The sequence below is a fragment of the Caulobacter sp. GW821-FHT09A05 genome, from assembly GCF_059418465.1.
The window spans coordinates 85,181-99,674 of sequence record NZ_JBWKPX010000003.1 but is presented as its reverse complement, the minus strand read 5'-3'; the positions used below and the strand labels follow the sequence as shown (position 1 = coordinate 99,674).

The following is a 14,494-nucleotide window of genomic DNA, read 5'->3' as shown; positions in this document are numbered from 1 at the left end:
CCTGGCGAGCAGACGCCGCCTCGATCCGTGATCAAAGCCTGGAGCGTCCAGTTCCTTTCGCCGTTCAGCGCAAAAGCTTCTCGAGGCGGGCCGCCCAGTGCGCGAGGTCGTTTTCCGCCTGGCGGGCGATGTGCTTGAGCGCGATCAAGGCGGCCTCGAAGCCCTCGTCCGCCGCGCCGATCTCTTCCAGCCGGCTGGCCGCCGCCCCAAGGCGGTGCAGGCCCAGCATGCCCGCCGAACCGGCCGTCTTGTGCGCCTCGGCGACCAGCGCCTCGCGCGACACCCCAGTGAAGCGCCCCGCCAACTGGTCTCGCAACAGGTTGACGAATCTCAGCGTCGCTTCGGGGCCCATCGACTCCTCGAACGCGAACTGCGCCTCGACATCGATGGCGCCGGCCCCCTCGTCCCCTTCCAGCGGCGTGCGGACCGCGACGGGCTCCGCCGGAGCCTGGAACGCCGCGGCCAGCGTGCGCTCGAGATCGGCGGGCGAGAGCGGCTTGAGCAGGTGCCCGGTCATGCCGGCGGCCAGGCAGGCCGCGACCTGCTGCGGCGTTCCGCTCGCCGACAGCGCCACGATGGGCAGGCTGTCGAAGCCCGCGGCCCGGATGGCGGCGGTGGCGGCCAGCCCATCCATCACCGGCATGTGGACGTCCATCAGCACCAGGTCATAGGTCGCGTTCGACAGGGCTTCGACGGCCTCCGAACCGTCGCAGGCGAGGTCGACGACGCACCCGTGCTGTTCGACCATGATCTGGAAGAGCTCCCGGTTCAGGGCCACGTCGTCGCAGACGAGCACGCGCTTGCCGGGGAACATCGCCCGCCCCTTGACGGCCTTCTCGTGACCCGTGGGCAGGACGCCGCGCTGCAGGGCGATCTCGAACCAGAAGGTCGAGCCTTCGCCCGGCGCGCTCTCCACCCCGATTTCGCCGCCCATGAGTTCGATCAGTTCGCGGGAGATCGCCAGGCCCAGGCCCGTCCCGCCGAAGTTTCGCGTGATGGCGCCGTCCGCCTGCGAGAAGCGCTTGAACAGCATCGCGATCTTGTCGGCGGGGACGCCGACGCCCTGATCGATCACCCGGACCTTCAGTCCGACCGTCGCATCTCCCAGTCGCGACACGGCCACGTCCACCGTGACCGATCCGTCCTCGGTGAACTTCACGGCGTTCGACAGCAGGTTCAGCAGCACCTGGCGCAGGCGATACTTGTCACCCATCACGACGCCGCCGTCATCTCCCGTGACCGCCAGCCTGACGCGCCTGTCGGCGGCCTGGGGCTCCACCATCGACAGGGCTTCCGAAACCAGGTCTCCGACCGAGAATGGCCTGGATTCGAGCTCCACGGCCCGGGCCTCGAGCTTGGAGAAGTCGAGCACGTCGTTGATCAGGCTGTTGAGCGCTTCTCCCGCGCCCCGCACCAGCAGCACCCGGCGGCGATCCTCCGGCGAGAGATCGGGGCTCTCGGCCAGCAGGCGCGAGAAACCGATCACCCCGTTCAGCGGCGTGCGCAGTTCGTGGCTCATATTGGCCAGGAACTCGGCCTTGGCGGTGTTGGCCGCCTCCGCGGCGTCCTTGGCGGTCGACAGCTGCGTGGCCATCGCCGCCAGGGTCAGGGTTTGTCTTTCCAGCGCTTCCTGGGCCTCGACGCGCGCCGTGAGGTCCTGGACCTGAGCGATGAAATGGAGCGGCTGGCCATCCGCCTCGCGGACCAGGGAGACGGCCAGATTGACCCAGACCGGCTTGCCGTCGCTGCGCAGATAGCGCTTGTCCATGACGTAGCTGGAAATTTCGCCCGCCAGCAGTCGGCGAAGGTGCAGAAGATCGAGATCGAGGTCGTCGGGATGGGTGATGTCCTGGAACGTCAGGGCCAGGACCTCCGCCTCGGCATAGCCCACGATCTCACAGAAGGCGCCGTTGACCTTGCTGAAGCCGCCTTCGAGGGTGACGAGGGCCATGCCGATGGACGCGTGATGGAAGGCGTTCTCGAACAGCTCCATCTGCGCCCTGCGCTCGGTGATGTCCTGCATCAGCGCCGTGAACTGCCAGCCGTCGGGGCCGTCGGTGGCGCTGATCGTCAGCTCTATCGGAAAGATTTCCCCAGACTTTCGGCGCGCCGGCATCTCGATGCGCTGATCCAGAACGACGCCCCGGTGCGCCTTGAGGAACCTGCGCATGCCCGCCTCGTGCGCGGCGTGATGTTCGGCCGGAATGATCAGCTCGGTCAGGGGCTTGCCCAGCGCTTCGGCGGCGCTCCAGCCGAAAGTGGTCTCGGCGAACCGGTTCCAGTCGGCGACCTTGCCGCTCTCGTCGATGGTGACGATCGCCTGATGGGCGTCGGCGATCACCCTTCTGGCGCGGGCCTCGCTGGCTTGCAGATGAGCTTCCAGCGACTTCTGCTCGGAGATGTCACGAATGACGGCCACCATCTCGGCGGGTTGGCCGGCCTTGTCGCGCACGAGCCGGAAGCGGGTCTCGACCCAGACCGGATGGCCGTCGCGGTGCATCGCGCGATGCTGGACGGCGACCTCCTCGCGACCGGCGGACATCTGGGCGAAGGCGTCCAGGACCAGGCGCCGGTCCGGTTCATAGACGAACGCGTCCGCCGTCCGGCCCGCCATCTCGCGCGGCTCATAGCCCAGCAGGGTCTTGATCGCCGGCGAGATGTAGCTGCTGGCGCCGTCCAGCGCGATGCGCGTGACGACGTCGGCCATGTTGTCGGCCAGCAGCTTGTAGCGGCTCTGGCTCCTTCGCACGCTCTCCAGGGCGGCGCGGCGGTCGGTGACGTCCTGGATGACGCCGAACAGCGCCGTCACCTTCCCCGTCTCGTCCAGTTCGGTGGTGGCCCGGGTCAGGACCCTGCGGACCGCGCCGTCGGGACGCACGAGCCGCAGCTCATGCTCGAAACCGCCGCGTGTCGCGATGGCCAGGGCGACGGCGCTGGTGACGGTGGCGCGGTCGTCCGGATGAAAGAATTGCAGGCGATCGACGGCGTTCGGATCGAACGTCTCGCGATCCACTCCGTGGATCCGGTAGATCTCGTCGGACCAGGTGACCAGCCCGGTCCTGAGATCGCTTCCCCAGTGACCCACGCCCGAGATCGTTTCGGTCAGCGACAGCAGCCGCGTCTGCTCGGCGAGCGACCGCGCGTCGCGGGCATGCTCGAGGCGATCGACCACCATCGCGGCCAGGGCCTTCAGGTCGTCCAGCGCTTCCGGCGCGGGGCGTCCGCGAGCGACGCTGTCGATCACGCATAGCGTGCCGAGGTTGTGGCCATCTCGGTCCGTCAGCAGCGCCCCCGCGTAGAACCGGATGTGAGGCGGTCCCGTGACCAGCGGATTGGCGGCGAAGCGCGGATCCTCGAGCGCATTCTCGACGACCATCACGCCCTGGGGCGGCAGGGCCAGGGCGTGCGCGCAGAAGGCCTGCTCTCGCGGCGTTTCGCAGACGTCCAGGCCGATTCGCGACTTGAACCATTGGCGATCCTGGTCGATCAGCGAGACCAGGGCGATGGGCGTTGCGAACAGGCGCGCGGCCAGGGCCGTGATCCGGTCGAAGGCGAGCTCCGGCACCGTATCGAGGATACGGAAGGCGTGCAGCGCGGCGAGGCGTTGGATCTCCAGCATCAGGCCCGACCCTGGATCCGGGTTCGGGCCGGTCCGACGAGCACGAACATCCAACCGGGCGCCCGCCTGGTGGGATGCGACCAGGCGGCGGAATGACAACGGACGACGGCCGATTTCGTCATGACGTCGTGAACCCCTTTCGCGTCATGGTCCCCCAGCCCTGCGCGCCCGTCACGAACTGCCAGGCCCCGCGGACGCGCCAGAAATTGTTGATCTGGCGGTAGCCGAAGTTTTCAAGGATGGCCGCGCCCATCAGGATCAGCAGGCTCTTGGAGTCGGGAAAGCGTCTCAGCTCCACCTCTTCCAGCGCCAGGGCGCCCACGCTGATCACGACACCGAAGCCGAACGTCACCGCCAGCATCGCCCAGAGGTAGTCGGCCGACAGCAGGCCGATGAACCAGAAGGCCGGGATCAGCACGTAGCCGAAGATCTCGATGATCGGTCCCAGCACATCGACCAGGAGGATATGGCCAAAGCCGATCAGGCCGATCCGGCCGTAGCGCGGGTTCAGGATCATGTCCCAATGTCGGAAGAAGGTCTCCAGCGCGCCCCGATGCCAGCGCGCCCGCTGTCGGGCCAGCACCGCCCAGCTCTCCGGTGCCTCGGTCCAGCAGACGGGTTCCGGCGTGAAGCCGATCCGGTAGGGCTTGCCCAGACGGCGGAAATGCTTGTGGAGCTTGATCACCAGCTCCATGTCCTCGCCGACCGTGCCGTGGCTGTAGCCGCCGACGTCCAGCACCGCCTGGCGTCGGAAAAGGCCGAAGGCGCCCGAGATGATCGTCAACGCCGAAATCCGGCTCCAGGCGAGGCGGGCCATCAGGAAGGCGCGCAGATACTCCACCGTCTGCAGCAGCGCGAGCAGGTTGCGTGGCGCGCCGACCTCGACCACGCGCCCGAAGGCGATCTTGCAGCCGTTGGCGATGCGGATGGTGCCCCCGACCGCGACGGTCCGCTCCGGATCGTCGACGAACGGGCGGACCGCGCGCAGCAGGGCGTCGGGCTCAAGCAGGGAGTCGGCGTCCATCGAACAGACGATCGGCGCGCGCGACAGGTTGAGGGCGGCGTTGAGCGCATCGGCCTTGCCGCCATTTTCCTTGTCGATGACCAGCAGCCTGGGTTGCTTGGCGCCAGCGTAAAGACCGCGGATCGGCGCGCACGGCGCGGTCAGGTGATGATGGCGATGGGTCGGGGTCAGTTCGAACGCGTCCACCAGAACCCGCAACGTGTCGTCCTTGGAACCGTCGTTGACCACGACGACTTCGAAGTTCGGATACTGCAGCGCCAGCAGCGACCGGATGCTCTCCACGATGGTCAGGGCCTCGTTATAGGCCGGCGCCATCAGGGTGATCGGCGGCGCGGCGTCCGCGAAGCGCCGCCAGAGGACGGCCGGGGCGCCGATCGACGGATCCTGCGCCAGCGCGCGCGCGGCCATAAGCAATTGCCAGAGGTACAGCGCATTCTGCAGCAGCCCGGTGACGATGACGACCACGGCGATGGTCTTGGCGACGCCGACAAGCCAAAGCGCCAAGTCATTCAGCCAGGTCATGCCGCGCCGCCCTCGGCCAGGGCCAGCTCCGCCGCGCGGTGCGCCAGCGGACGCTCGCTGCCGGCGGCCTGCCGCAGCACGACATGTCCTTCGCGCCCCAGGGCGTACAGCGCCTCGCCGGCCCGGAACCGGACCCACCATTCGGGGTCGCCGAGCAACCGGTCCAATCCCGCCGCCAGGCGCGAAAAGCCAGCCAGGCCGGCCGCTTCGGCGGCCGCCGAACGGACGATCCAGCTCTCGTCCTCCATGGCCCGGGCGATCGCGCCCTCACCCGCCGGATGCTGAAGACGTCCCAAGGCCCGCACGGCGGCGGTCCGCGCCTCGAGATGCGCATCGCCGGCGGCCACGATCAGGGAGGGCACGGCCTGATAGTCGCCCGCGAAGCCAAGGGCGTCGAGCGTCAGGGCCCGTAGCATCGGCGACAGGTCGGCGCGATCGAGCGCGGCCATGCCGGCCTGCGGGTCCTTGGCGACGACCTGGCGCAGCAGCTCGGCGTAGAGCCGAGAGGCTTCCAACTCCCCGGCCACCGCGTAATCGAGCAACCGGCCGATGCTGGGCGGCGCGCCCGCGTCGGCCAGGGCCTTGATGGCGGCCATCCGGACATCCGGGCGGGCCGTGCCAATGGCGCGACGGATCGCCGACCGCGCCTCGTCCCCGCCCAGCGCGGCCAGCGCTTCGAGCACGGTCGATCGACCCGCCCGCGATCCGCGGTCCAGTCGCGCCGCCAGCACCTCGACCAGACCCAGCGCGCGCAGCTGCCCCAGGACCCGATCCTGGTCCGCGCCCCTGATCAGTCCCTGAAACTCCAGCAGCGCATCGGACATCAGCCGCGCCCTGCGGACGTAGGGACGTAGCGTTTCGATCGCGCCGGGAACGTCACGAAGCAGGGCCGACAGCCCCTCGATCACGGCCCGCCGCCCCACCGCCAGACGGCCGGCCCTGCGTTCGTTGATGAAGCGCAGGACGATCAGGCCGCTCATCCACGCCAGCGCCATCGCCACCAGGACCAGGGCCGTCAGCCATATGGCCGCGAGGGGGGCCATCAAAAGCGCGTCGTCAGGGCGACGGCCATCTCGTCGCGGTCGTAGGCGTCGCGCATCTCGTGCGTGAAGCTGAACTGCACGCCCAGGGCGGAACTGAGGTCGATAGCCGCGCCCACGGAGGCCGCCCTGACCGTCACGGTCCGCCCCGAGGAACTCTCCGGGGCATCGGCCCATCCGGCGGAAATCCGCAGGTCGTCGCGCAAGCTCCAGTCCCCCCGCACGGCGTACCCGGTGCGAACCGCGTCCTGCTCATCCAGGGTCAGGAAGGTCCGCGCGGTCACCGTGGCCCGCTCATTCCATCCTAGGACGGCATAGGGCTGAGCGCCCCGGACGTCGCCGACGGCGTAGCGCGCCCAGCCGCCATCGACGCCCAGCCGCACCGTCCAGGCGCCGTTGGCGCCCACTCGCGCCGAGCCGCCGCCGCGCAGGACCACCTTGGGCCTGTAGTCCGCGTCAGGCGTCCCGCCCACGGCGATCCAGGCGTCGCGGTTCGCGCTGAACCTCCGCGCGCCCAGGGCTTCAACATAGACGTCCTCGCGCCCGAACCGCTCGGTGCGATCGATGGAGACGACGCCGGTGTCGCGACCTTCGCGGCGGCCAAGGCTGGCGATCGTGGAGGACCAATGCCCCAGGCCGCCGGTCAACTCGCTGCGCGCGTGGCTCAGGTCCAGACGCCATGCCACGGGCTTGTCCGACCGGGCGGCCGTGACCTGCTGGTGAAGCGCGCGAACCTCGGGATCACCGCCATGGGTCGCGAGCAAGGGAGCCAACCGTCGGTCCGCGACGGCGGGACGGTCGCCAAATAGCGCCGCGCGCGCATAGGCCAGGCGCGCATCCTTGTAGTCTGGCGCCAGCGTCAGCGCCGCCTCGAGCGCCCGATCGGCCTCCGCGAACCGGTGATCGGCGATGTACGCCAAGCCCAGGTTGAGCCAGACATCGGCGTCGCTCGGCCTCTCGCGGGACAGGCGCTCGAAGGCCGCGACCGCCTCGGCGGTTCGCCCGCTCGTCCGGGCTTCGACAGCGGCGGCGAAGGTCGGGTCGACCAGCTGGATCGCGACGAGCGCCCAGGGCATCAGTCGGTTCCCACGGGGGCCAGACGACCCAGCCGGGCGACGAGTTCGTCGGGATTGAACGGCTTGGCCAGATAGTCGGCCGCCCCCAGTTGCAGGGCGCTGACGATGTCATCCTGGCGCTTCAGCGCCGTCAGCATGACCACGGTCAGGTCGCGGGTCTCGTCATCCGACTTCAGGCGCCGCAGAACCTCGAAGCCGTCGAGAATGGGCATCATGGCGTCGAGCACCAGGACGGCGGGACGCAGGGCGATCGATTGCTCCAGCGCCGCCCTGCCGTCTTCCGCCAGGGCCACGTCGTAACCGGCGCGCGTGAGCTTGTGCTCGAGGATGCTTCGAAGCAGCGGATCGTCGTCGGCGACCAAAACGAGTGTTTTTGACATCAGAACCAGCCCAGCCAAGTGACGTCGAGCCAGACTAGGCCTTCAGTATCCGAAAATCTACGCAACAATCGACAAACCACCGATCAAGCGATGGTTAATACAAAGCCGCGCATCAATAGATGCGCCTATATTTCCCACAAGATTTACAAGCTTGACTATTCAAGCGAGACACCGCAATTCACTCAATATCGAATCCACGCGCGGGGGCATTCTTGGCCGCCAATATCGGCGCAGCAGCGAATTCCTGTTCACCCCTCCCCCGCGCATCCGGCCAACAGCCGCCTCCCAGAGACAGGCCGGTCCGTTGAATCACGAAGGCCGCCCGAAGCGTTCTTCGGGCGGCCTCGCGAGCATCCTTCCCTGGAGCTTAGAACTGCATGTTGGCCCCGATGAACACCGTCCGGCCGCTGGTGGTGTCGTTCCACAGGCGGCGGGCGCCGGTCGCGCCGTACCCGTTGTTGTAGCTGTTGTATTGGGACTCGCGCTCGTTGGAGAGGTTCACGGCGTCGAGCGAAAGGCGGATCCTCGGCGTCAGCTGATAGAAGGCCGCCGCGTCGACATAGGTCGTGGCCTTGAACCCGCCGCTGTCGATCGTGTAGTCCGAGCGGTAGTTCGAGGACACCCGCGCGCCCCACTTGGCCGTCTCATAATAGAGCGTGACGTTGTGGTTCAGGTCGGACATCCCCTGGATCGGACCCTTCTGGCCGCCATAAGTCGTCTCGGAGTCGATGAAGGTGACATTGGCCACGACGCCCATGTTCTTCAGCGGACCCGGCAGGAAGAAGAAGTCGCTCTGGACGCTCAGTTCCAGGCCGGTCAGCGTGGCGTCGTTGAGGTTCACCGAGCGGGTGTAGGAGTTGACGACCGTCGAGCCCGTCACGCCCGGATAGAGCCCCTCGGCCAAGCCCGTGCTGGAATAGGGCACCCCGGTGGTGATCGTCTGGCTGGCGACCAGGCCGTCGATCTTCTTGTGGAAGACGCCGGCGGTCATCATGCCGATGCTGCCAAAATACCACTCGGCTGACAGGTCGAACTCGTCGGAGGTGTAGGGGTCCAGGTTCGGGTTGCCCGTCGATACCGTCACGCTGCCGTTGTCGACGCTGACCGTGCCGTTCATGGCATAGGCGGCCAGCGCCGGGCGGTTGATGTTCTGGGCGGCGGCGACGCGGATCTGGAACTGGTCGGACACTTCCAACACGGCGTTGAGGGCCGGCAGGACGCCGGAATAGCTCTTCTTGACCGACGTGGGCGTGTTCACCGTGGTCGTGCCAACCTTGACCGCCATGGTGCCCGACGAGGTCAACTCGGTGTCATAGCTGCGCAGGCCGATATTGCCACGCAGCGGCTTGCCGAACAGGGCTGCCTTCCAGTCCAGCTGGAGGTAGCCGGCCGTGGTGCCTTCCTCGACCTGGTAGATCGACTTGGGCGCGCCCAGGGTGCGGGTGACGCCGTAGAAGGCCAAGGCCTTGTCGAAGTCGACATTCACCCACGACTGGTCGTGGTGCTTGTCGAAGATCGTGTAGTAGCCGGCCACCCGGTCATCCAGGGTCCCCTTCTCCCAGGCCGTCTTGTTCACGTCGTCATTGGTCTGGGTGAAGCCCGAGTTCTTGAAGCCGCGGTACGAAACGCCGCCCTTCAGCGTCAGGGCGTCATTGAATTCCCAGGCGCCGTTCAGTTCGCCGTTCTTCAGCTCGGTGCTCTGATAGGTGGCCGAGAAGTCGATCTCGTGGGCCCGGTAGTTATTGGGGTCGGTGGTGTTCCACTTGTAGGTGTTGTGGCCCGTATCGCCGCGATAGTCGGTGATCAGGCCGCCAAACGCCTCGGTATAGAACTTGTCCGAGATCGGGATGTCGTAGTCCGACGTCTCCTGGCCGACATGGCCGTCGATGGTCAGCTTGTCGGTGACCTTCCATTCGCCGGTCAGCACCAGTTGGTCGAAGGTGTTCTTGGTCTGCTGGCGGCGGGTCTCAGTGGCGAACACGGTGTTGGACACGTCCGCATAGACCACCGAATTGTACTGATCATAGATGATCGAGTTCAGCACCGGCGGCGGGCTGACCAGAGTCCCCGAATGCGGCGTGGCCGCGCCCAGGATCGTCGAGTTCAGGGTGGCGCGGGTGGCCAGGCTGTTCTCGCTGCGGTCGTTGGTGAACTTGCCGTGCAGCGCGTCGAGGGTCAGGGTGACGTTCTCGACCGGCCGCCACTGCACCGCGCCCGTCACGCCCAGGCGTTCCTGGTCCGAGCCCCAGACCGTCAGGCGGTTGCCGCGCTGGAAGATCAACTCGCCGTTCATCGCCTTGGCCTGGTCGGCGGCGCTGAGGTTGACGACGTTGGCCGCCAGGGCCTTGGTCGTCGGGGCGGCGTAGGTGTTGTAGCCCTGCTCCTGGGTCTGGCGCTTGGAGTAGGCGACCGAGACCAGGACGCCGAACCTGTCGTCCCAGTTCTTGCTGAACATCGCCGCGCCGCGCGGCTGGAAGTCCTTGGTTGCGCTGTTGGTGCCGCCCTGCAGCGACAGGGCGCCCTTGGTTCCCGAATAGTCGAATGGCTTGGCGGTGTAGAGGCCGACCGTGCCGGCCATGCCCCCTTCGTCCTGCTCGGCCGAGAACGACTTGCGCACATCGACCTTCGAGAACAGCTCCGAGGCGAAGATGTTGAAGTCGAACGCCCGGTCACGCGAGGTCTGGCCGCGGCTGTCCATCGGCGAGTCGACGTTGCCCAGCACTTCCATGCCGTTCAGCTGCACGCGGGTGAAGTCGGGACCCAGGCCGCGCAGCGAGACACGACGGCCCTCGCCGCCTTCGCGGTTGATGGCCACGCCCGGCAGGCGCTGCAGCGATTCGGCCAGGTTGAGGTCGGGGAACTTGGCCATGTCCTCGGCGACGATCACGTCGGCGACGATCGCGCTGTCCTTCTTGGCCATGCGCGCCGCGCCCAGCGACTTGCGAAAGCCCTGGACCACGACCGCGTCGACCGCATTGTCAGCCGGCGGGGCCTCCGGAGCGGCTGTCGTCGCGACGTCGGCGGCCTGGGCCGATCCGACGAACAGGACCGTGGCGATGACGCCGGCCGCGGCGCTCATCACGAGCGCCTTCTTGGTAGGTGACATTGGAAACCCCCTGTACTGGCGCCGGAAGGAGAAGGCCCGAGCTGGGCGTCCGGCGAGAGGCCGGGCGTTAGGGGTGTTCCGTGACTCTCTGTTCTCGTTTCGAATAAGGGTTTGTGACGTCGGCCTGGATGGCGCCGACGCGAAACCGTCATCGGGCGCCGCTAGTCGGACCGCGACCTTCGGAGAGCCCCATGCTGAGTCTTGTCGCCGCACTCTTGATGGGCGCCAGTCCCGTCGCCGATCCGCGCATGAACGACCTGACCGCGGTCGGCACCCATAACAGCTACAAGCTGGCCATCCCGCCCGACGAGATGGCCGCCATGGTCGCCGCGCGCGGACAGGCCGCCCTGGGCGTCGATTACGCGCACCGTCCCCTGGCCGAGCAGTTGGACGCCGGGGCGCGGCAGCTGGAGATCGACGTCGTCGCCGACCCGGACGGCGGCCGCTACGCCAAGCCCCTGACGGCCTTGCGACACGGGACGGTCCTGTCGCCCGACCTCGCCGCCGCCCTGGCCCGTCCGGGTTTCAAGGTCCTGCACATGCCGGACGTCGATTTCCGCAGTTCTTGCCCGACCTTCGTCGCCTGCCTGACCCAGGTGAAGACCTGGTCCAAGGCCCACCCCGGCCACGTGCCGATCCTGATCCTGCTCAACGCCAAGGACGGCCAGGCCAGCCTGCCCGGCGGCGTCATCCCCCTGCCCTTCGACGAGAAGGCGTTCGACGCCCTCGACGCGGAGATCCGCTCGGTCTTCGACGACGCCCAGTTGATCACGCCCGACCAGGTCCGCGGCCGGCGCGCCGCCCTGCGCGAGGCGGTTCTGGCCGACGGCTGGCCCAGCCTGTCAGCCTCGCGCGGCAAGGTCTTCTTCGCCCTGGACGAAAGCCCGGCCAAGGTGGCGCTCTATCGGGGCGCTCGGCGCTCGCTGGAAGGCCGCGCGATGTTCGTCAACACCGACGAGACCTCGCCGGCCGCCGCCTATCTGACCCTCAACGACCCGGTGGCCCAGAAGGACCGCATCGCCGCCGCCGTGAAGGCCGGCTTCATCGTCCGCACGCGCGCCGACGCCGACACCTGGGCCGCGCGCGCCAACGATGTCGCCCAGCGCAGCGCCGCCCTGACCAGCGGCGCGCAATATGTCTCGACCGACTATCTCTGGGCGGATCCGCGCCTGCCCGGCGGCTACGCCGTGCGCCTGACCGGGGGCGACGTGGCCGTCTGCAACCCCGTGCGCGCGGCCGATCGCTGCGACGGCCTGGCGTTGGAATCCCTGCCCGGCGCGCCGGCGCGCGGCTATCTTTCGCCCCAGGCCCGGCCGGACCTGACGAAGATCCTGGCCCCGCCGCCCGCCGCGGGCTCGCCCCGGGCCGTCGCGGACGCCTTGGTCTTCGACCAGACCCGGGCCCTCAAGGACACGCCCCGCTGGGCCCTGGCGACCTCCGACGTCGACGGCCCGATGTATGATCATTTCGCCCAGGCCCTCGGCGTGCGGCTGACGCCCCAGGCCGCGCCGGTCCTGACCGCCCTCCTGGAACGGGCCGGCGAGGATCGCTCGGTGGTCGGGCTGGCCAAGACCCACTGGGGGACCCGTCGGCCCTATATCGGCAAGGACGCCGCCCCGGTCTGCGAGCCCCGGAACGACCACCTGGCCGGCAATCCCGACTATCCGTCCGGGCATTCCGCCCATGGCGAGCAGGTCGCGATGATCCTGGCCGAACTCGCCCCCTCGCGCGCCGACGCCCTGTACGCCCGGGGCCGCGAATATGCCGAAAGCCGCTATATCTGCGGCTCGCACACCTTCAGCGCGGCGGAAGCCGGCCTTCAGGCCGGCGCGGTGATCTATGCGGCCGAGCACGCCTCGCCGATCTTCCGCGGAGACATGGAGATGGCCCGGGCGGAACTCGACGCGGCGCTCGGCCTGGCGCCCCGACGGTGAGCGCGTCCGGAAGGCCTGCCGGTCCATAGATCCAAGCGCATCCGCTCTTCGCGAGCCCAAGCCCCCCCCCCGGGACCGGACATCCCCTTTCACGCCAGCGCAGGTTCGGTGGGAGGGGAATCGAGAATCTCAGCCTCCCGGCGGCGCCCCTTCCCCGGCTCCCCAGCGTCGCGGCGAGGATCTCAGGCCGAACCGCTGCTCAAAAAGGTCGCCGAACCTAAAAAATTCCATGGCGTCGATTTTGTCGGCGACGATTTGGATTATCCGGCGCTACTTTCCTTAAAATCTTTTTGCGAGAGAAAAACAAAGACTATTTCTCGAAATGTAACATTTGTTCACTTTCAATTTCTTTCTTAATACACACAAACCGCACCAACACGCACTCATGCTCGGACAAAAATCCCAACGAAAGCTTCAATTCTTGACAATTATGCGAAACTTTTCGCCGCGACCACACACACCTTAACCACGACCACGCCGCAGCCCGCGTAACGTCCCGAGAATTCCCCAAATTCCCACGCCTATACATCCATATCACATACGACATTTGAAACACATTCATACGAAATCGTCACAACATATATAGATACAAGATCACCCATCGCCTCTAATCAGAATATACATAAACAAGAACAACACTTATATTAATCACTCCTTCCGCATATAATTTATACTACATATCCCCCTCCCCATTCCCATGAAAACGACCGGCTTCAGCCAATGCCCCTGGAGGCGCGGTTCGCAGAAACGCCCATTTTAGATGGGTGGGACTTTTTCTTATTGAACACCTCCAATCAGCGCCAAATCGCGGTCGGATACGCACATAATATTTCAAATCCGGAAAAAATCGGACCTTGAACGACTGTAAATTACCAAGTTTATGAAACTAAACTCTAAAAATAGTACAGTTCTACTTTATAAAACGCACCACTAGCAATTGATATCGATCAACAACCCTATGCGAGCGCCACCAAATTAATCATCCATTAACGAGTTAGACTGCTCGCTGCCCCACATCTGCCACCTAAACGGGAAGTCGGTGCGATTTCACAGGGCGACAGCTCCTGAAGTCGCGACGGCCAGCGCCAGACGGAGTTCAGGGCAAAGATGATTCAAATATTGGTGGGTAATAGTGCTCGGCGTCGCGCCTTCGCGGCCATTTTCGGGCTCGCGCTCATCGGCGACATCAGCGTCTTCGCGCCGATCGCGGCCGCGGCCACGACCGCCGCGGCGGCCAAGGCGCCCGCCAATGCGGCCGTCTTTCGCGATCAGGCCGAGAAGGTCGGCGCGCGGAACTGCGCGAACCTCTATGAGGCGCTCGGCCAGGGCCTGACCCGTGGGACGGCCTTCTCGGTCAAGACCGAAGCGGACAAAACCGCCCCCGACGCCCACCTCGTCCAGGGCGTCGTGGGCATGACCTACGACCTGCCCGACCTCAAGGGGTCCGCGGGCGGGGTGCTCCTCGCCGCCCCAGCGGCGGAGGGATGTGAAGGCTACCTGGTGCGGGTGGTCCCGTTCCAGAAACCGTGCGCCGAGGTCGTCAACCTGCTTCCGGCCGGCAGCACGGCGGGCGCGGCCCTTGCGGGCGCCTGGCGATACCAGCTCGCCGGAACCCAGGGGCAGGCGCTGATGATCCCCAGCGGTTCGACCTGCGTGGTGGTGACCCTGTCCGGGATGACCCAGCGTCGGTGATCCCGCGCCCGCCCGCCGGGCGAACTCGCAAGATCGGTCGTGCGGATCGGCGCCCGCCGCACGGGAGAAGTGACCTGGGGCCAGATCGCGGCTCTCGCCGA

The 14,494-nt window shown here is 66.9% G+C and carries 7 protein-coding genes and 1 pseudogene; 2 read left to right on the top strand and 6 right to left on the bottom strand.

Annotated features, from left to right (window positions below; all coding sequences use genetic code 11):
* Window positions 1-64: 64 nt before the first annotated feature.
* The 6 genes from AC07NX_RS03825 to AC07NX_RS03800 all read right to left on the bottom strand — a co-directional run bounded on the left by AC07NX_RS03825 (window position 65) and on the right by AC07NX_RS03800 (window position 10,767).
* The gene (locus AC07NX_RS03825; protein ID WP_494639282.1) at window positions 65-3,619 is read right to left on the bottom strand and encodes a PAS domain S-box protein; all 3,555 of its coding nucleotides are present in this window, start codon (window positions 3,617-3,619) and stop codon (window positions 65-67) included.
* Between the two features lie 118 nt (window positions 3,620-3,737).
* A complete protein-coding gene (locus AC07NX_RS03820; protein ID WP_494639280.1) occupies window positions 3,738-5,165 on the bottom strand; it encodes a glycosyltransferase family 2 protein in 1,428 nt (475 codons plus the stop codon).
* A complete protein-coding gene (locus AC07NX_RS03815) occupies window positions 5,162-6,208 on the bottom strand; it encodes a HEAT repeat domain-containing protein (protein WP_494639278.1) in 1,047 nt (348 codons plus the stop codon). The genes AC07NX_RS03820 and AC07NX_RS03815 overlap by 4 nt, the downstream gene beginning before the upstream one ends.
* On the bottom strand, window positions 6,208-7,281 hold the full coding sequence (locus AC07NX_RS03810) for a YaiO family outer membrane beta-barrel protein (protein WP_494639276.1): 1,074 nt from the start codon (window positions 7,279-7,281) through the stop codon (window positions 6,208-6,210). The genes AC07NX_RS03815 and AC07NX_RS03810 overlap by 1 nt, the downstream gene beginning before the upstream one ends.
* Entirely contained in the window at window positions 7,281-7,661 is a 381-nt protein-coding gene (locus AC07NX_RS03805; protein ID WP_035074145.1) for a response regulator, read from the bottom strand. Before AC07NX_RS03805 ends, AC07NX_RS03810 begins: the two co-directional genes overlap by 1 nt.
* A 367-nt stretch (window positions 7,662-8,028) precedes the next feature.
* Window positions 8,029-10,767, bottom strand: a complete 2,739-nt coding sequence (locus AC07NX_RS03800) for a TonB-dependent receptor (RefSeq protein ID WP_494639274.1) — start codon at window positions 10,765-10,767, stop codon at window positions 8,029-8,031.
* Window positions 10,768-11,015: 248 nt separating this feature from the next.
* Between AC07NX_RS03800 and AC07NX_RS03795 the strand changes: the two are divergent.
* Both AC07NX_RS03795 and AC07NX_RS03790 read left to right on the top strand, forming a co-directional pair.
* Window positions 11,016-12,038: pseudogene (locus AC07NX_RS03795) on the top strand (phosphatidylinositol-specific phospholipase C1-like protein); the annotation flags it as partial.
* Window positions 12,039-13,808: 1,770 nt separating this feature from the next.
* Window positions 13,809-14,393 (top strand): hypothetical protein, encoded by a 585-nt coding sequence (locus AC07NX_RS03790; RefSeq protein WP_494639272.1) that lies wholly within the window; start codon window positions 13,809-13,811, stop codon window positions 14,391-14,393.
* Window positions 14,394-14,494 lie beyond the last annotated feature (101 nt).